The 15,593-nt window shown below is 73.6% G+C and carries 16 protein-coding genes; 13 read left to right on the forward strand and 3 right to left on the reverse strand.

Annotated features, from left to right (window positions below; translation table 11 throughout):
* Positions 1-102: 102 nt before the first annotated feature.
* Positions 103-1,020 (reverse strand): LysR family transcriptional regulator, encoded by a 918-nt coding sequence (locus ACH4K1_RS05555; RefSeq protein WP_398086937.1) that lies wholly within the window; start codon positions 1,018-1,020, stop codon positions 103-105.
* 167 nt (positions 1,021-1,187) lie between these two features.
* Here ACH4K1_RS05555 and ACH4K1_RS05560 point away from each other — a divergent pair, with 167 nt between their 5' ends.
* The 4 genes from ACH4K1_RS05560 (at position 1,188) to ACH4K1_RS05575 (ending at position 5,184) form a co-directional block, all read left to right on the forward strand.
* On the forward strand, positions 1,188-2,147 hold the full coding sequence (locus ACH4K1_RS05560; RefSeq protein WP_398086939.1) for a CoA transferase subunit A: 960 nt from the start codon (positions 1,188-1,190) through the stop codon (positions 2,145-2,147).
* A 53-nt stretch (positions 2,148-2,200) separates the two neighbouring features.
* On the forward strand, positions 2,201-3,013 hold the full coding sequence (locus ACH4K1_RS05565; RefSeq protein WP_398087439.1) for a CoA-transferase subunit beta: 813 nt from the start codon (positions 2,201-2,203) through the stop codon (positions 3,011-3,013).
* A 45-nt stretch (positions 3,014-3,058) separates the two neighbouring features.
* Positions 3,059-4,609, forward strand: coding sequence for a 3-hydroxyacyl-CoA dehydrogenase (locus ACH4K1_RS05570; RefSeq protein ID WP_398086941.1), 1,551 nt, complete (start codon positions 3,059-3,061; stop codon positions 4,607-4,609).
* Between the two features lie 125 nt (positions 4,610-4,734).
* A complete protein-coding gene (locus ACH4K1_RS05575; RefSeq protein WP_398086943.1) occupies positions 4,735-5,184 on the forward strand; it encodes a VOC family protein in 450 nt (149 codons plus the stop codon).
* Here ACH4K1_RS05575 and ACH4K1_RS05580 read toward each other — a convergent pair.
* Complete coding sequence (locus ACH4K1_RS05580; RefSeq protein WP_398086945.1) at positions 5,067-5,882, reverse strand: DUF6597 domain-containing transcriptional factor; 816 nt, start codon at positions 5,880-5,882, stop codon at positions 5,067-5,069. The genes ACH4K1_RS05575 and ACH4K1_RS05580 overlap by 118 nt on opposite strands.
* A 9-nt stretch (positions 5,883-5,891) precedes the next feature.
* Positions 5,892-7,094: a YihY/virulence factor BrkB family protein gene (locus ACH4K1_RS05585; RefSeq protein ID WP_398086947.1), complete on the reverse strand. Its 1,203-nt coding sequence runs from the start codon at positions 7,092-7,094 to the stop codon at positions 5,892-5,894.
* Between the two features lie 458 nt (positions 7,095-7,552).
* Here ACH4K1_RS05585 and ACH4K1_RS05590 point away from each other — a divergent pair, with 458 nt between their 5' ends.
* The 9 genes from ACH4K1_RS05590 to ACH4K1_RS05630 all read left to right on the forward strand — a co-directional run bounded on the left by ACH4K1_RS05590 (position 7,553) and on the right by ACH4K1_RS05630 (position 15,383).
* Positions 7,553-8,815 (forward strand): GAF domain-containing protein, encoded by a 1,263-nt coding sequence (locus ACH4K1_RS05590; RefSeq protein WP_398086949.1) that lies wholly within the window; start codon positions 7,553-7,555, stop codon positions 8,813-8,815.
* Positions 8,816-8,901: 86 nt separating this feature from the next.
* Positions 8,902-9,492, forward strand: coding sequence for a GNAT family N-acetyltransferase (locus tag ACH4K1_RS05595; RefSeq protein ID WP_398086950.1), 591 nt, complete (start codon positions 8,902-8,904; stop codon positions 9,490-9,492).
* A gap of 255 nt (positions 9,493-9,747) precedes the next feature.
* Positions 9,748-9,831, forward strand: a complete 84-nt coding sequence (locus ACH4K1_RS05600; protein WP_310739661.1) for a putative leader peptide — start codon at positions 9,748-9,750, stop codon at positions 9,829-9,831.
* A 115-nt stretch (positions 9,832-9,946) separates the two neighbouring features.
* Positions 9,947-11,644: a nitrite/sulfite reductase gene (locus ACH4K1_RS05605; protein ID WP_398086952.1), complete on the forward strand. Its 1,698-nt coding sequence runs from the start codon at positions 9,947-9,949 to the stop codon at positions 11,642-11,644.
* Entirely contained in the window at positions 11,641-11,820 is a 180-nt protein-coding gene (locus tag ACH4K1_RS05610; protein WP_073767022.1) for a hypothetical protein, read from the forward strand. The genes ACH4K1_RS05605 and ACH4K1_RS05610 overlap by 4 nt, the downstream gene beginning before the upstream one ends.
* The gene (locus ACH4K1_RS05615; RefSeq protein ID WP_398086954.1) at positions 11,817-12,533 is read left to right on the forward strand and encodes a phosphoadenylyl-sulfate reductase; all 717 of its coding nucleotides are present in this window, start codon (positions 11,817-11,819) and stop codon (positions 12,531-12,533) included. The genes ACH4K1_RS05610 and ACH4K1_RS05615 overlap by 4 nt, the downstream gene beginning before the upstream one ends.
* A gap of 23 nt (positions 12,534-12,556) precedes the next feature.
* On the forward strand, positions 12,557-13,102 hold the full coding sequence (cysC, locus tag ACH4K1_RS05620; RefSeq protein WP_398086955.1) for an adenylyl-sulfate kinase: 546 nt from the start codon (positions 12,557-12,559) through the stop codon (positions 13,100-13,102).
* The gene (cysD, locus tag ACH4K1_RS05625; protein WP_398086957.1) at positions 13,099-14,037 is read left to right on the forward strand and encodes a sulfate adenylyltransferase subunit CysD; all 939 of its coding nucleotides are present in this window, start codon (positions 13,099-13,101) and stop codon (positions 14,035-14,037) included. Before cysC ends, cysD begins: the two co-directional genes overlap by 4 nt.
* Positions 14,038-14,039: 2 nt before the next feature.
* The gene (locus ACH4K1_RS05630; RefSeq protein ID WP_398086959.1) at positions 14,040-15,383 is read left to right on the forward strand and encodes a sulfate adenylyltransferase subunit 1; all 1,344 of its coding nucleotides are present in this window, start codon (positions 14,040-14,042) and stop codon (positions 15,381-15,383) included.
* The last annotated feature ends 210 nt before the right edge of the window (positions 15,384-15,593 follow it).

The following is a 15,593-nucleotide window of genomic DNA, read 5'->3' on the forward strand; positions in this document are numbered from 1 at the left end:
CGAGGGCGGGGCGCGGGACGGGCCGGGTGTGGGGTGACCTTCGCATCCGGTGACTGAGTCGGTCCAATACCGAATGCGCCTCTCCATGAGATGTTCGGCGTCTCAATCGGGCGCCATCACCGGTCCGGCTCCGGGGGTCGGCAGGGCGTCCCGGGCGACGGCGAGCACCGCGTGCAGGGCGGCGGAGGGGTTGTCGGCCCGCCAGGCCAGGGCCGCCCGGAGGCGGATGGGCGGTCCGGCGAGGGGCCGGTAGACGAGTCCGCTCTGCTGGATGTGGCGTACGGAGGTGACCGTGAGGGTGACGCCGACCCCGGCGGCGACGAGCGCCATGATGGTGTACGAGTCGGGGGCCTCCTGGACGACGCGCGGCGTGAATCCGGCGCTCTCGCACGCCTGGGTCAGGGCGTCGCGCACGGTGGAGCCGGTGTTGGCGGGGAAGGAGACGAACGGTTCGTCCGCCAGCTCGCCGAGCGGCACGGCGTCGTACCGGGCGAGGGGGTGGTCGAACGGCAGGGCGCAGAGCAGCTCCTCCTCGTCGATCACCCGGTGCTCCACCCCGGGCCGGTTCACCGGCAGCCGGACGAAGCCCAGGTCGAGCGAGCCGTCGGCGACCCGGTTCAGCGCGACGTTGGCGTACGTCTGCCCGGTCATGACCAGTTCGAGTCCGGGGTGCGCGGCGCGCACGGCGCGGGTGAGACGGGGCAGCGTCTCGTGGCTGGAGGCCCCGGCGAAGCCGATGGTGACGCGGCCGTACTCGCCCCGGCCCGCCGAGCGGGCGGCCCGTACGGCGGTGTCGAGGTCGTCGAGGACCGTCCGTACGGGATCGAGGAACGCCTCCCCCGGGCCGGTGAGCCGTACGGAGCGCGTATTGCGGTGGAAGAGCTGGACGCCCAGTTCCTTCTCCAGCTGCCGGATCTGCTGACTCAGCGGCGGCTGCGCCATCTGGAGGCGCTTGGCGGCCCGGCCGAAGTGCAGTTCCTCGGCCACGGTGAGGAAGGCCCTCAGATGGCGCAGCTCCATGCGGGTCCCCCTCTTCCCGGCCCTCTTCCGGTTTCCCGGTCCTCTCCGGCGGGGCGCCGCCCCGGTGATACCTCCGGCATCTCAATGCGAGCCTAATTCGGTATTGGACACCGATCAATGGGCCCTGGCACGGTGGGGCGACCTGCACACCGAGGCCGGGGAGCGCTGTGGAACGGACGACGGCCGACGGCGGGGCCGCGGACAAGGTCGTCTCCCTGCGGGAGGCCGTCGCGCGCCATGTGCGCGACGGGGACACGGTGTGCCTGGAGGGTTTCACCCATCTCGTCCCGACCGCCGCGGGCCACGAGATCATCCGGCAGGGCCGGCGGGATCTGACCGTCGTGCGGATGACGGCGGACATCGTGGTGGACCAGATGCTGGCGGCAGGCTGCGTGACGCGGCTGGTCTCGTCGTTCGTGGGCAACTCCTCCGCCGGTTCGCTCGGTGAGCTGCGGCGGCGGATCGAGCGGGCCGATCCGGAGCCGCTGGAGTTCGAGGAGTACAGCCACTACGGGATGGTGTGCCGGTATGTCGCGGGGGCGCAGCGGCTGCCGTTCCATCCGCTGCGCTCGTACGGCGGCAGCGACCTGCCCTCGGTCAACCCGGCCATCCGCAAGGTCACTTCGCCGTACCCGGGACCGGACGGCCGGCCCGAGCAGATCTACGTGGTGCCGCCCGTCAACCCGGACGTGACGATCATCCACGCGCAGCGCGCCGACCGCCGGGGCAACACCCAGATCTGGGGGCTGACCGGGGTCCAGGCCGAAGCCGTGTACGCGGCGGACCGGGCGATCGTGGTGGTGGAGGAGCTGGTGGCGGACGAGGTGGTCCGCGCGGACCCGAACCGCACGCTGGTCCCGGCGCACGCGGTGGACGCGGTGGTGGTCTGCCCGCGCGGGGCGCATCCCTCGTTCGCGCAGGGCTACTACGACCGGGACAACGCCTTCTACCGTTCCTGGTCCGCGATCAGCGCGGACCCGGCGCGGCTGCGGGCGTGGCTGGAGGAGTGGGTGTACGGGACGGCGGACCACGCGGAGTACGTGGCGAAGCGGGGCGAGGAGTTCTGGGCTCGGCTCGCGGTGGGCGAGGCGCCGAGCGGGCCGGTGGACTACGGGAGGCGGCTGTGAGCGGGCGGGAAGCGGCGCGTACGAACGGCTCCGGGACGTCCGCCGCTCCCGCCGTGCCGGAAGGGCCGGGGCGGCGGCCCGCCGTACCGGAAGAGAGCGGGGCCGGCGCTCCCGTCACCGCCTCCGAGCTGCTGTCCGTCGTCGCCGCGCGTGAACTGGCGGGACGCCGCACGGTGTTCGCCGGGATCGGCCTGCCCACCCTGGCGGTCGAGCTGGCGGCGCTGACCGTCGCACCGGACATCGAGGTGGTGTACGAGTCCGGGGTCTGCGGGGCGCACCCGTCCCATCTGCCGGAGACCATCGCGGACGCCGTCCTGATCACGGGGGCCGAGGCGGTGGTGTCCATGCCGGCCCTGTTCGGCGCGGTGCTCCAGGGCGGCCGCATCGACGTGGGTTTCCTCGGGGCCGCGCAGATCGACCGGTGGGGCAGCCTCAACACGTCCGTCATCGGGGAGTGGGAGCGCCCGGCGGTACGGCTGCCGGGCTCCGGGGGCGCGGTCGAGGTGATGGCGAACGCCCGGGAGGTGTTCGTCGTGATGCGCCGCCACACCCCGCGCTCCTTCGCCGACGTGCTCGACTTCTGCACCACCCCCGGCCCGGAGCGGGCGCTGGCGGACGGCATCCGCCCGCTGGGCGTCGGCGTCACCCGGGTCGTCACCGAACTCGGCGTCCTCGCCCGGGACGGCGTCGGGGAGGAACTGCGGCTGGTCGCCGTGCACCCCGGGGTGACGGTCGAACAGGTGCGCGCCGCGACCGGCTGGGAGCTGAGGACCGCCGGCCGGGTCACGACGACGGACCCGCCCACCGTCGCGGAGCTGCGGCTGCTGCGCGACGATGTCGATCCGCACCGCGTCTACCTCCGCTGAGCCGGCTGTCTCCTCGTCCATCTCTGTCGAAAGGGCCCCACCGCCATGCGTATCAGGATCGTCGGAGCCGGGGCCATGGGCCGTGGCATCGCCCAGTGGGCGGCGAGCGCCGGTCACACCGTCGAGCTGGGCGACGTACGCCCCGAGGCGGTGGAGGAGGCGCTGGGCTTCGTCGCGTCGATGCTGGACCGGGCGGTCGCCAAGGGCCGGATGTCCGCCGCCGACCGGGACGCGTCCACGGCCCGGCTGGTGCCGCTCGCCGATCCGTGGGCGGCGGGTCCGGAGGTGGAGTTGGTGATCGAGGCCGTACGGGAGGACCTGGACACCAAGGCCGAGGTCTTCGGGAGGCTGGAGCGGGTGCTGCCCTCCTCCACCGTCTTCGCGACCAACACCTCGTCCCTGTCGGTGACGCGGATCGCCGCGGCGCTCCAGGACCCCTCGCGCCTGGCCGGGCTGCACTTCTTCAATCCGGTGCCGCTGATGCGGATCGTCGAGGTGGTGCCGGGGGCCGCGACCCGCCCGGAGATCCCGGCCCTGCTGACCGCGCTGGTGGAGGGCTGCGGCCACCGGGCGGTGACCGTCGCGGACACCCCCGGCTTCCTGGTCAACCACGCGGGGCGGGGGCTGGTGACCGAGGCGCTGGCGCTCCTGGAGGAGTCGGTGGCGGACCCGGCGGAGACCGACCGGATCGCCCGGGACGTCCTGGGGCTGCGGATGGGCCCCTTCGAGCTGATGGATCTGACCGGCCTCGACGTGACGGCCGCGGTGATCGACTCGATCTGGCAGGGCTTCCGGCACGAGGACCGGCTGCGCCCGTCCTTCCTGACCCCGAACCGGGTGGTGGCGGGGCTGCACGGCCGTAAGACGGGCCGGGGCTGGTACGCGTACGGCGACGGGGCGCCCGGCCCCGCGCCGGAGAGCCCGGTCACCGGGGACGGGGGGCGTCCGGTGTTCCTGGTCCGCGGCGGGCGGCCGGAGACGGCGGCGTACGAGGAGGGGCTGGCCGGGTCGTTGGAGGCGTCGGGGGCCCGGGTCGAGCGGGGCGCGGGGCCGTCGCCCCGGGCCGTGGTGCTGGTGCCCGTCTGGGGCACGGCGGTGTCGGCGGCGGTCGCGGAGGGCGGGCTGCCCCGGGAGCGTACGTTCGGCGTGGAGGTGCTGCCGGCGGCGGGGCGGCGGCGGGTCCTCGCGGTGACGGCGGCCGGCGACCCGGCGGCCGCCCGGGACGCGCGGGCGGTGCTGGCGCGGGCCGCCGAGGGCGAGGAGCCGTACGCGGTGTCGGTGGTGCGGGACACGGCGGGCTCGGTCGCGCAGCGGCTGCTTTCCTCCGTCGTGGCGGTCGGCTGCTCGATCGCGGAGCGCTCGCTCGCCGCGCCCGCCGACATCGATCTGGCGGTGACGGCGGGCCTCGGCTATCCGGCCGGGCCGCTGGCGTGGGGCGAGCGCGTGGGGGCCGGACGGATGCTGGCGCTCCAGCGGGCGCTGCACGCGGCGACGGGCGACCCGCGCCACCGGCCGACGCGGTGGCTCGCCGAACGGGCCGCCCTCGGCATGGCGCTGACCGATCCGGGGACTTCTCCCGCCGACTGCCTGGGGTGAGGGCGGTGGCGGGGCGGCCGGCCGGTGGTGCGTCCGACCGGCGGGGGCGGGAAAGCGGGCCGCCGCCCGGCCGGGTGACCGATTCCTCCAAGACGGGGGCGGGGCCGGGCGCCTACGGTCGGGGCATGACTCCACGATTCGACGCCATCAGCATCATCACGGCCGACCTCGCCGCCTCGTTGGCCTTCTACCGGCGGCTCGGCCTGGACATCCCCGAGGGGGCGGAGTCCGCTCCGCATGTCGAGGTGGCCCTGCCGGGCGGGCAGCGGTTGTTGTGGGACACGGAGGAGGTCATCGCCTCGTTCGATCCGGAGTGGAAGCGTCCGGCGGGCGGTGAGCGGGTGGCGCTCGCCTTCGCCTGCGACGGCCCGCAGGAGGTGGACGCGCTGTACGCGGAGCTGGTCGCGGCCGGGTACACCGGCCATCTGAAGCCGTGGGACGCGGTGTGGGGGCAGCGCTACGCGGTCGTACTGGACCCGGACGGCTGCGGGGTGTCGCTGTTCGCCCCGGCCTCCCCGGCGGCCTCTCCCGGCGCTCCCTCTTCCGGAGCCGGCGCCTCGTCCGGCGTGAAGTAGGCGCCGAGCGTCGTGCCGGCCAGGGCGCGCATCTCGCGGGCCAGGTGCGCCTGGTCGGCGCAGCCCGCCGCGTGGGCCGCGTCGGCGTAGGGCAGGCCCGTGCGGACGAGGGCGAGGGCGCGCTGGAGGCGCAGGACGCGCGCCAGGGTCTTGGGGCCGTAGCCGAACGCCGCCAGGGAGCGGCGGTGCAGCTGGCGGGCCCCGAGGCCGACCTCGGCGGCCGTGTCCGCGACGGAGCTGCCGCGCCGCAGCCGGTCGGCGACGGCCGCCGTGAGCGGGTCCGGCGGACCGGTTTCGGCGGCCCGGGCGAGGGCGAACTCCTCCAGGGCGGTGGCGGGATCGGCGGCCCGCCCGATCCGCCCGGTGACCGCTGCGACGGTGGTACGGGGCCAGAGTTCGGCCAGCTCCACCCGGCGGTCGCGCAGTTCGTGGGCCGGTACGCCGAGGAGTACGGGGGCGGTGCCGGGCCCGAACCGGACGGCGGCGCAGGGGCCGCTGGTACGGGGGTCGACCCGGAAGGCGCGGGTGTCGGGCCCGGCGACGACCAGCCGGCCGGCGGTCCAGATCAGGTCCATGCAGCCGTCCGGCAGGACGGAACGGGCCTCTGGGCGCGGGCCGGACGGGGCGTCCAGGGTCCAGACGACGGAACCGTCCAGCCGGGACGGCCGTTCCCGGTACCGCTGGGAGGTCGGGGACATGAACCCACGCTAGCGCGGGGGCGGTTCGCCGGCTTCCGTGGGCTCCGCGGCCCCCTTGGCGTCCCTGGACTCCTTCTCCCGGGTCGCGTGCAGCCGGGACTTCACGTCGTCGGGCGGCAGGAAGCGGGACCAGCGCTCGGGGAACTCGGAGGGCATGTACGCGGGGCCGCCGTCCTCGTCGTCTTCGTCCTCGTCGTCGTCGCCCAGGGTGGCGTAGGCAGCCGAGCGGGTCCGGGCGACGAACTCGGCGGCCTGCGCGGCCCGGGCCCGTTCGGTGGCCTCCCGGGCGGCGGCCGTGGCGAGCGAGGGCCACACGCGGTCGATGGCCGCGTTGACCGCGGCGCCCACCAGGACCGCGAAGGCGGAGATGCCGATCCACAGCAGGACGGCGATGGGCGCCGCCAAGGAGCCGTAGATGGTCGGGCCTTCGACGGTGCTGGTCAGGTAGATCCGGAGGAGGAAGCTGCCGAGGACCCACATGGCGAGCGCCACCAGCGCGCCGGGGACGTCCTCGATCCAGGGCGAACGCACCGGTACGGACACGTGGTAGAGCGTCGTGAGGAACGCGATGGTCAGCAGGATCACGAGCGGCCAGTACAGGACGGCTATGACCTCGGTGCCCCAGGGCACGAACTCGACCACCCGGTCCGGGCCGACGACCAGCAGCGGCAGCACCACCGCGCCCAGCAGCAGGGCGACGACGTACAGCAGGAAGGCGAGCAGCCGGGTCTTGACGATGCCGCGGTGGCCGTCGAGCCCGTACATGACGGTGATGGTGTCGATGAAGACGTTCACCGCCCGGGAGCCGGACCACAGGGCGATCGCGAAGCCGATGGAGATGATGTCGGGGCGGGCCCCGGTCGTGACGTCGGCCAGCAGCGGCTTGGCGAACTCGTTGACCCCGCGCTCGGACAGCACCGTGTGGGAGGCGGAGAGGATGTTGCGCTCGATGGAGGCGACCGTGGTGGTGGCCGTCCACTCGTCGACGTATCCGAGCAGGCCGATCAGGCCGAGCAGCAGCGGGGGCAGCGAGAGCAGGGTGAAGAACGCCGCTTCGGCCGCGAGTCCGAGGATGCGGTACTCGATGCACGAGTTGACGGTGTCCTTGAGCAAGTGCCACGCCATACGGCGTTTGGAGACGTTGCGGTAGAGCGCTCGCGCCCGGTGGAGCCGGCCCGGCGGCCGCTCGGGTGTTTCGTTTGCTGCCTGCACCTCCTTACCGTATCGGCATGGCGGCCACCGCCCGCACCGTGACGGATCGGGTTCCCGCGCAGGTCGGCCAGGACGTTCTTCGCCGCCGGCGGGGCGCTGCCGGGGCCGTCGGGCGGCCGGTCGGGCCCGGGGTCCGGGGCGGGGCGGCGGAGGGGCCGGGCGAGCTGGCACGGGGGCCGTCGCGGAGGGGCGGCGGGGCCGGGAAGCGACGGAGGGTGGTGCTGCGCCGACACGGCACCACCCTCCATGCTTCTGCGACACCGGGCGACCGGTCCATGCCTGGCGCACCGTGTCTCTGTCACTCTGGTACGGCGCCGGGAACCTTGCCAGGGTTGCAAGGGGTTGCACCATGGGGTGGGCCGCTCGGCGGCCCGGCAGGACGGGTCCGGCGGACGGGCCGGGAAGCGCTCGGGGGGACGGCGACCATGACGGGGACGGGTTCTGCGGAGGTGGGCCGGATGACGGGCCAGGCGGCGGGCCGGCGGACGACCCGCCTGCTCCACCGGGCGCGGGAGGCGCGGCTGGCCGGGGAGCGGACCGCCGTGGCGCCGCGGGCGGAGATCGACGCCTCCTGGGACCGGGCGGTGCGCTGCGGCGTCGACCCGGACCAGTCGCCGGAGAGCCGGCTGCTGGAGGCCGAGGAGATCGAGCACCGGCGGCGCAGTACGGCGCTCGGCGAGCTGATGCCCGTACTGCGGGCGGGGCTGGTCTCGATCGCGGACGCGACGCAGCAGATCATGGTGGTGACCGACGCCGAGGGCCGGGTGCTGTGGCGGCAGGGCGATACGGGGGTGCTGCGCCGGGCCCGCGACATCTGCCTGGAGGAGGGGGCGGCCTGGGCCGAGGCGGTGACCGGGACGAACGCCATCGGGACGGCGCTGGCCGCCCGGGTTCCGGTCCAGGTCCACTCGGCCGAGCACTTCATCCGGGCGCTGCACGGCTGGACCTGTGCGGCCGCCCCGGTCCGGGATCCGCGCGACGGGCGGCTGATCGGCATCGTGGACATCAGCGGGCCGGCCTCCACGTTCCATCCGGCGACGCTGGCCCTGGTCGACTCGGTGGCGCGGCTGGCGGAGGGCGAGCTGCGCACCCGCCACCTGGCGGAGATCGAGCGGCTGCGGGCGGTGGCCGCGCCGATCCTGTGCCGGGTCGGCGGGCGGGCGCTGGCGGTGGACGTGCACGGGCGGCTGGCGGCGGTGACCGGTATGGCCCCGGTGGACCGGCTGCCGCTGCCCAAGTCGCTGCGGCCGGGCCGGGTGTGGCTCTCCTCGCTCGGCATGTGCCGGGTCGAGCCGCTGCCGGGCGGCTGGCTGGTGCAGGTGGGCGAGGGCGCGGCCGGGGAGACGCCGCGCAGGGTGGTGCTGGACCTGAGCCGGCCCCGGGCGCTGGCCGTGCGGTTGACGGGGCCGCTGGGCGACCGTACGCAGCGGCTGTCGCCGCGCCACGCGGAGCTGCTGTTCGCGCTGGCGGCGCACCGGGAGGGGCGGACGGCGTCGGAGTTGGCGGGGGACCTCTTCGGGGACGCGACCAGGACGGTGACGGTCCGGGCCGAGGTCTCCCGGCTGCGGCGGCAGCTGGCGGAGGTGCTGGCCCACCGCCCGTACCGCTTCGCCGACGGGGTGGAGGTGGAGGTGGTCCGGCCGGAGCACGGCGCGGATCTGCTGCCGCACTCGGTGGCGCCGGTGGTGGCGGAGGCACGCAGGGCGGCCCGGGCGGGCTGAGGGGGCGGAGGGCGTGCGGTGCGCGGCGGCGGTCCGGGGCGGGCCCGCCGTGCGGGCGTCGGGGGCGCCGTGGTTTTCTGGCCGTCATGAGCGACACCCCGCAGCCCGCAGCCCCGACCACCGAGGTGACCGTCTGGTCGCTGGAGCAGACCTCGCCCGCCGATCTCCGTCCGGCGTCCGTGCCGGAGGGCGAGGTGCGCGTCGTCCGGTCCGAGGTCCCGTCGCCGGAGTTCAGCCGGTTCCTCTACACCGCCGTGGGCGGGGACATCCGGTGGACCGACCGGCTGGGCCTCACGTACGCCGAGTGGGACGAGCTCCTGCGGCGGCCGGGGGCGGAGACCTGGGTGGCGTACGAGAACGGGACGCCCGCCGGGTACGTCGAGCTGGTCGCGCAGGACGACGGCGTGGTCGAGATCGTGTACTTCGGGCTGATCCCGGCGTTCCGGGGCCGGCGGATCGGCGGGCACCTCCTGTCGTACGGGACGGCGCGCGCCTGGGACCTGGCGGAGCGGTGGCCCGAGCGGCCGGCGACGAAGCGGGTGTGGCTGCACACCTGCTCGAAGGACGGCCCGCACGCGATGGACAACTACCTGCGGCGCGGCTTCCGCCTCTTCGACACGAGGACCGAGGTGGAGCCGGACGTGGCGGCGCCGGGGCCGTGGCCCGGGGCCTACTGAGCCGCGCGCGGCCTCCGGAGGCGGTGGGGCGGCGCTCCACCGCCTCCACCGGGGGTCCTTGAGCGGGGGCCCGGCCCCGGCGGTGTCGGTTCGGGCGGTCCACGGCTCCCACCGACTCCCCTATGGGCGGTTTGCCAGGAAATGGCGTCGCCCCGCAGCGTGACCGGCACCACACCATCTCACCCTTCGGGACATACACGTCCACATAGCGGATAGTGGTGGACTGCCTCAAGATGCGCGTGACACGCTTCCGTCATGCCTGGAACTGGAATTGCCTTGGTGAGTCGACGCCACGTCGACCTCGGCCGCATGTCCAGCGCCATCTGTCCGGCGAGCTGAGAGACCCAGCACCGCCGCCCTCTTCTTCCCTCTGAACCGCCCTGCGCACCGCCGCGCCTCCACGCGAGTGTGCCGCTCAGAGCCGCCCTCCCGCAGTCCCGAAGGACGTATTGTCATGGCCGCTACCCCGGATCAGCCTGCGCCCGCCACGCCCCGCCGCAAGGCCGGACGCCACCGTGGCGAGGGCCAGTGGGCCGTGGGCCACCACACCCCCCTGAACGGGAACGAGCAGTTCAAGAAGGACGACGACGGTCTCAACGTACGGACACGTATTGAGACGATCTACTCCAAGCGCGGCTTCGACTCCATCGACCCGAACGACCTGCGCGGACGCATGCGCTGGTGGGGGCTCTACACCCAGCGCAAGCCCGGCATCGACGGCGGCAAGACGGCCGTGCTGGAGCCGGAGGAGCTGGACGACGACCACTTCATGCTGCGGGTCCGCATCGACGGCGGCCGGCTGACCACCCGGCAGCTGCGGGTGGTCGGGGAGATCTCCGAGGAGTTCGCGCGCGGGACGGCGGACCTCACCGACCGGCAGAACGTGCAGTACCACTGGATCCGCATCGAGGACGTGCCGGAGATCTGGCGGCGGCTCGAAGAGGTGGGCCTGTCCACCACCGAGGCGTGCGGCGACACGCCCCGCGTCATCCTCGGCTCGCCCGTCGCGGGCGTCGCGGAGAACGAGATCATCGACGGCACCCCGGCCATCGACGAGATCCAGCGCCGGTTCATCGGCAACCCCGACTTCTCCAACCTGCCCCGCAAGTTCAAGACGGCGATCTCCGGTTCCCCGCACCTGGACGTGGCGCACGAGATCAACGACGTCGCCTTCGTCGGCGTGAACCACCCGGAACACGGCCCCGGCTTCGACCTCTGGGTCGGCGGCGGTCTCTCCACCAACCCCAAGCTGGGGGTGCGGCTCGGCGCCTGGGTGCCGCTGGACGAGGTGCCCGACGTGTTCGGCGGGGTCATCGCGATCTTCCGCGACTACGGCTACCGGCGGCTGCGCAACCGCGCCCGGCTGAAGTTCCTGGTCGCGGACTGGGGGCCCGAGAAGTTCCGCCAGGTCCTGGAGGACGAGTACCTGAAGCGGAGGCTGGTCGACGGGCCCGCGCCCGAGCAGCCCGCCCAGACCTGGCGCGACCACCTCGGGGTGCACCGGCAGAAGGACGGCCGCTTCTACGTGGGCTTCGCCCCCCGGGTGGGCCGGGTCGACGGCTCCACCCTCACCAAGATCGCGGATCTGGCGGATCAGCACGGCTCCGGCCGGGTGCGGACCACCGCCGAGCAGAAGATGATCGTGCTGGACGTGGCCGAGGAGCAGGTGGACTCCCTGGTCGCCGGGTTGGAGGCGCTCGACCTCAAGGTCTCCCCCTCCCCCTTCCGGCGCGGCACGATGGCCTGCACCGGCATCGAATTCTGCAAGCTGGCGATCGTCGAGACGAAGGCGCGCGGTGCGGCCCTCATCGACGAACTGGAGCGCCGCATCCCGGAGTTCGACCACCCGATCACCATCAACATCAACGGCTGCCCGAACGCCTGCGCCCGTATCCAGGTCGCGGACATCGGCCTCAAGGGCCAGCTGATGCTGGACGAGAACGGCGACCAGGTCGAGGGCTACCAGGTGCACCTCGGCGGGGCGCTCGGACTGGAGGCCGGGTTCGGCCGCAAGGTCCGCGGCCTGAAGGTCACCTCGGCCGAACTGCCGGACTACGTCGAGCGGGTGCTCGGCCGCTTCCAGGAGGAGCGCGAGGACGGCGAGCGGTTCGCGGCCTGGGCGGCGCGCGCCAGTGCGGAGTCGCTGTCATGAGCGAGCGAGCCGCCCCGTTCCACTGCCCGTACTGCGGAGACGAGGACCTGCGCCCCAACGAGACCGGTCACGGCGCCTGGGAATGCGCCTCCTGCAACCGTGCGTTCCAGCTGAAGTTCCTAGGCCTCCTGGCCCGGGGCGTACAGCGCAACGACGGTGGAGGAGAACGGATATGACGGGCACTCAGCTGATCGAAGGGCTGACCGACGAGGGGCTCCGAGAGCTGGCGGAGCGGGCCGGGCGAGAGCTGGAGGACGCCTCCGCCACCGAGATCCTGAGGTGGGCCGCCGAGACCTTCGGGCCACGCTTCTGCGTCACCTCCTCGATGGAGGACGCGGTGGTCGCGCACCTGGCCTCCCGGGTGATGCCGGGCGTGGACGTGGTCTTCCTGGACACCGGCTACCACTTCCCGGAGACCATCGGAACCCGCGACGCGGTGGCCGCGGTGATGGACGTCCGCGTCATCACGATCACCCCGCGGCGGACGGTCGCCGAACAGGACGCCGAGCACGGCGAGAAGCTGCACGACCGCGACCCGGACCTGTGCTGCGCGCTGCGCAAGGTGAAGCCGTTGGAGGACGGTCTCACCGCGTACGCCGCGTGGGCGACGGGGCTGCGCCGCGACGAGTCCCCGACCCGCGCGAACACCCCGGTGGTGGGATGGGACGCCAGGCGCCGCAAGGTGAAGGTCTCCCCCATCGCCCGCTGGACCCAGGACGACGTGGACGCCTACGTCGCCGAGCACGGGGTGCTCACCAACCCGCTGCTGATGGACGGTTACGCCTCCGTCGGCTGCGCACCCTGCACCCGCCGGGTGCAGGAGGGCGAGGACGCCCGGGCCGGGCGCTGGGCCGGGCGCGGCAAGACCGAATGCGGGCTGCACGGCTGATGACGACTGATCAGGAGACTTCGATGAGCGTGACGGAGACGGGGGCCACGATCTGGCTCACCGGTCTGCCGAGCGCCGGCAAGACCACCATCGCGTACGAACTGGCGGGCCGGCTGCGGACCGAGGGCCACAGGGTGGAGGTGCTCGACGGCGACGAGATCCGCGAGTTCCTCTCCGCGGGCCTCGGCTTCTCCCGCGAGGACCGCCACACCAACGTGGCCCGGATCGGCTTCGTCGCCGAACTCCTCGCCGCCAACGGCGTGAAGGTGCTGGTCCCGGTCATCGCCCCGTTCGCCGACAGCCGCGAGGCCGTCCGCAAGCGGCACGCCGCCGAGTCGACCACCTACCTGGAGGTGCACGTCGCGACGCCCGTCGAGGTGTGCTCCGTACGCGATGTGAAGGGGCTGTACGCCCGGCAGGCCGCCGGCGAGATCAGCGGGCTCACCGGGGTGGACGACCCCTACGAGGCGCCGGAGTCGCCCGATCTGCGGATCGCGTCGCACCAGCAGACCGTGCAGGAGTCAGCGGCGGCGCTCCACGCGCTGCTCACCGAGAGGGGCCTGGCGTGAGTGCCGTCACCACCACCGTGCCGGAAGGCACAGCGAACCCGTACGCGCTCAGCCACCTGGACTCCCTGGAGTCCGAGGCGGTCCACATCTTCCGGGAGGTGGCGGGCGAGTTCGAGCGGCCGGTGATCCTCTTCTCCGGCGGCAAGGACTCGATCGTGATGCTGCACCTGGCGCTGAAGGCGTTCGCGCCCGCGCCGGTGCCGTTCTCCCTGCTGCACGTGGACACCGGGCACAACTTCCCCGAGGTCCTGGAGTACCGCGACCGCACGGTGGAGAAGCACGGGCTGCGGCTGCACGTCGCCTCCGTACAGGAGTACATCGACGCCGGGAAGCTCCGCGAGCGCCCCGACGGCACCCGCAACCCGCTCCAGACGGTCCCGCTCACCGAGGCGATCCAGCAGCACCGCTTCGACGCGGTGTTCGGCGGCGGGCGGCGCGACGAGGAGAAGGCGCGGGCGAAGGAGCGGGTCTTCTCGCTCCGCGACGAGTTCTCGCAGTGGGATCCCCGCCGCCAGCGGCCCGAGCTGTGGCAGCTGTACAACGGCCGGCACGCCCCCGGCGAGCACGTACGGGTCTTCCCGATCTCCAACTGGACCGAGCTGGACGTCTGGCAGTACATCGAGCGCGAGGGGATCGAGCTGCCGGAGATCTACTTCGCCCACGAGCGCGAGGTGTTCAACCGCAACGGCATGTGGCTCACCGCCGGCCACTGGGGCGGCCCCAAGGAGCACGAGGCCGTGGAGACCCGGCTGGTGCGCTACCGCACGGTCGGCGACATGTCCTGCACCGGGGCCGTCGACTCCGACGCCACCACGCTGGACGCCGTGATCACCGAGATCGCCGCCTCCCGGCTCACCGAGCGGGGCGCGACCCGCGCCGACGACAAGATGTCCGAGGCCGCGATGGAAGACCGCAAGCGCGAGGGGTACTTCTAACCATGACCACCCAACTCCGTTCGGCCGAGCAGCTGTCGGCCACCACCCTGCTGCGCTTCGCCACCGCCGGGTCGGTCGACGACGGCAAGTCCACCCTGGTGGGACGTCTGCTGCACGACTCCAAGTCGGTCCTCACCGACCAGTTGGAGGCCGTCGAGCTGGCCTCGCTCAACCGCGGCCAGGCGGCGCCGGACCTGGCGCTGCTGACCGACGGGCTGCGGGCCGAGCGCGAGCAGGGCATCACCATCGACGTCGCCTACCGCTACTTCGCCACCGCCCGCCGCCGGTTCATCCTCGCCGACACCCCGGGCCATGTGCAGTACACCCGGAACATGGTGACGGGAGCCTCCACCGCGGAGCTGGCCGTGGTCCTGGTCGACGCCCGCAACGGGGTCGTGGAGCAGACCCGCCGGCACGCCGCCGTCGCCGCGCTGCTGCGCGTCCCCCACGTGGTGCTGGCCGTCAACAAGATGGACCTGGTCGACTACGCGGAGCCCGTGTTCGCCGCGATAGCCGAGGAGTTCACCGCGTACGCCGCCTCCCTCGGCGTCCCGGAGATCACCGCGATCCCGATCTCGGCGCTCGCCGGGGACAACGTGGTCGAGCCGTCCGCGCACATGGACTGGTACGGCGGGCCGACCGTCCTGGAGCACCTGGAGACGGTGCCGGTCAGCCACGACCTCACCGCCTGCCACGCGCGCTTCCCCGTGCAGTACGTGATCCGCCCGCAGTCCGCCGAGCACCCCGACTACCGGGGGTACGCCGGGCAGATCGCCGCCGGGGTGTTCCGGGTGGGCGAGGCCGTCACCGTACTCCCCTCGGGGCGCACGACGACGATCACCGGCATCGACGCCCTCGGCAAGAGCGTCGACATCGCCTGGGCCCCGCAGTCGGTGACGCTCCGGCTCGCCGACGACATCGACATCTCGCGCGGCGACCTGATCGCCCCGGCCGACGACGCCCCCGCCGTCACCAGGGACGTCGAGGCGACCGTCTGCCACGTCGCGGACGAGCCGCTGTCGGTCGGCCGGCGGGTGCTGCTCAAGCACACCACCCGCACCGTCAAGGCGATCGTCAAGGACATCCCGTCCCGGCTCACCCTGGACGACCTCTCCCAGCACCCGGCCCCGGGACAGCTCGTCGCCAACGACATCGGACGGGTCGTCGTGCGCACCGCGGAACCCCTCGCGCTCGACGCCTACGAGGACTCCCGGCGCACCGGTTCGTTCCTGCTGATCGACCCGGCGGACGGGACGACGCTGAGCGCCGGCATGGCGGGCGCCGCGTTCGCCGCGGCCGCCGAAGCCGTCACGGCCGCCGACGACGACGCCGCTTGGGACTTCTGATGACCGACTTCTTCTCCACCTTCGCGAAGGAGGGCGGCCGCGTCGGCAGCGGCGCCCTCGGCAGCGGCCAGGGGGGCGTCGGGCGATGTGCGTGATGACGTACGCGCACCGCTCGCGCGCCCTCCAGCACCGCCCGCACCGCCGAAGACCTGCCGATCTCCCGGCCGCGCCCCCCTGACCGACAGCGGGACGCGAGCACCGGGCCGACGA

Origin of the sequence: Streptomyces sp. NPDC017448 (assembly GCF_044330565.1) — a bacterium.
Lineage (GTDB): Bacteria > Actinomycetota > Actinomycetes > Streptomycetales > Streptomycetaceae > Streptomyces.

Excerpts from the sequence above, each read along its gene's own strand:
- ACH4K1_RS05555 (WP_398086937.1), bottom strand. The coding sequence starts at position 1,020 with ATGGAGCTGCGCCATCTGAGGGCCTTCCTCACCGTGGCCGAGGAACTG.
- ACH4K1_RS05570 (WP_398086941.1), top strand. The coding sequence starts at position 3,059 with ATGCGTATCAGGATCGTCGGAGCCGGGGCCATGGGCCGTGGCATCGCC.
- ACH4K1_RS05575 (WP_398086943.1), top strand. The coding sequence starts at position 4,735 with ATGACTCCACGATTCGACGCCATCAGCATCATCACGGCCGACCTCGCC.
- ACH4K1_RS05580 (WP_398086945.1), bottom strand. The coding sequence starts at position 5,882 with ATGTCCCCGACCTCCCAGCGGTACCGGGAACGGCCGTCCCGGCTGGAC.
- ACH4K1_RS05590 (WP_398086949.1), top strand. The coding sequence starts at position 7,553 with ATGACGGGCCAGGCGGCGGGCCGGCGGACGACCCGCCTGCTCCACCGG.
- ACH4K1_RS05595 (WP_398086950.1), top strand. The coding sequence starts at position 8,902 with ATGAGCGACACCCCGCAGCCCGCAGCCCCGACCACCGAGGTGACCGTC.
- ACH4K1_RS05600 (WP_310739661.1), top strand. The coding sequence starts at position 9,748 with ATGCCTGGAACTGGAATTGCCTTGGTGAGTCGACGCCACGTCGACCTC.
- ACH4K1_RS05605 (WP_398086952.1), top strand. The coding sequence starts at position 9,947 with ATGGCCGCTACCCCGGATCAGCCTGCGCCCGCCACGCCCCGCCGCAAG.
- ACH4K1_RS05610 (WP_073767022.1), top strand. The coding sequence starts at position 11,641 with ATGAGCGAGCGAGCCGCCCCGTTCCACTGCCCGTACTGCGGAGACGAG.
- ACH4K1_RS05615 (WP_398086954.1), top strand. The coding sequence starts at position 11,817 with ATGACGGGCACTCAGCTGATCGAAGGGCTGACCGACGAGGGGCTCCGA.
- cysC (WP_398086955.1), top strand. The coding sequence starts at position 12,557 with ATGAGCGTGACGGAGACGGGGGCCACGATCTGGCTCACCGGTCTGCCG.
- ACH4K1_RS05630 (WP_398086959.1), top strand. The coding sequence starts at position 14,040 with ATGACCACCCAACTCCGTTCGGCCGAGCAGCTGTCGGCCACCACCCTG.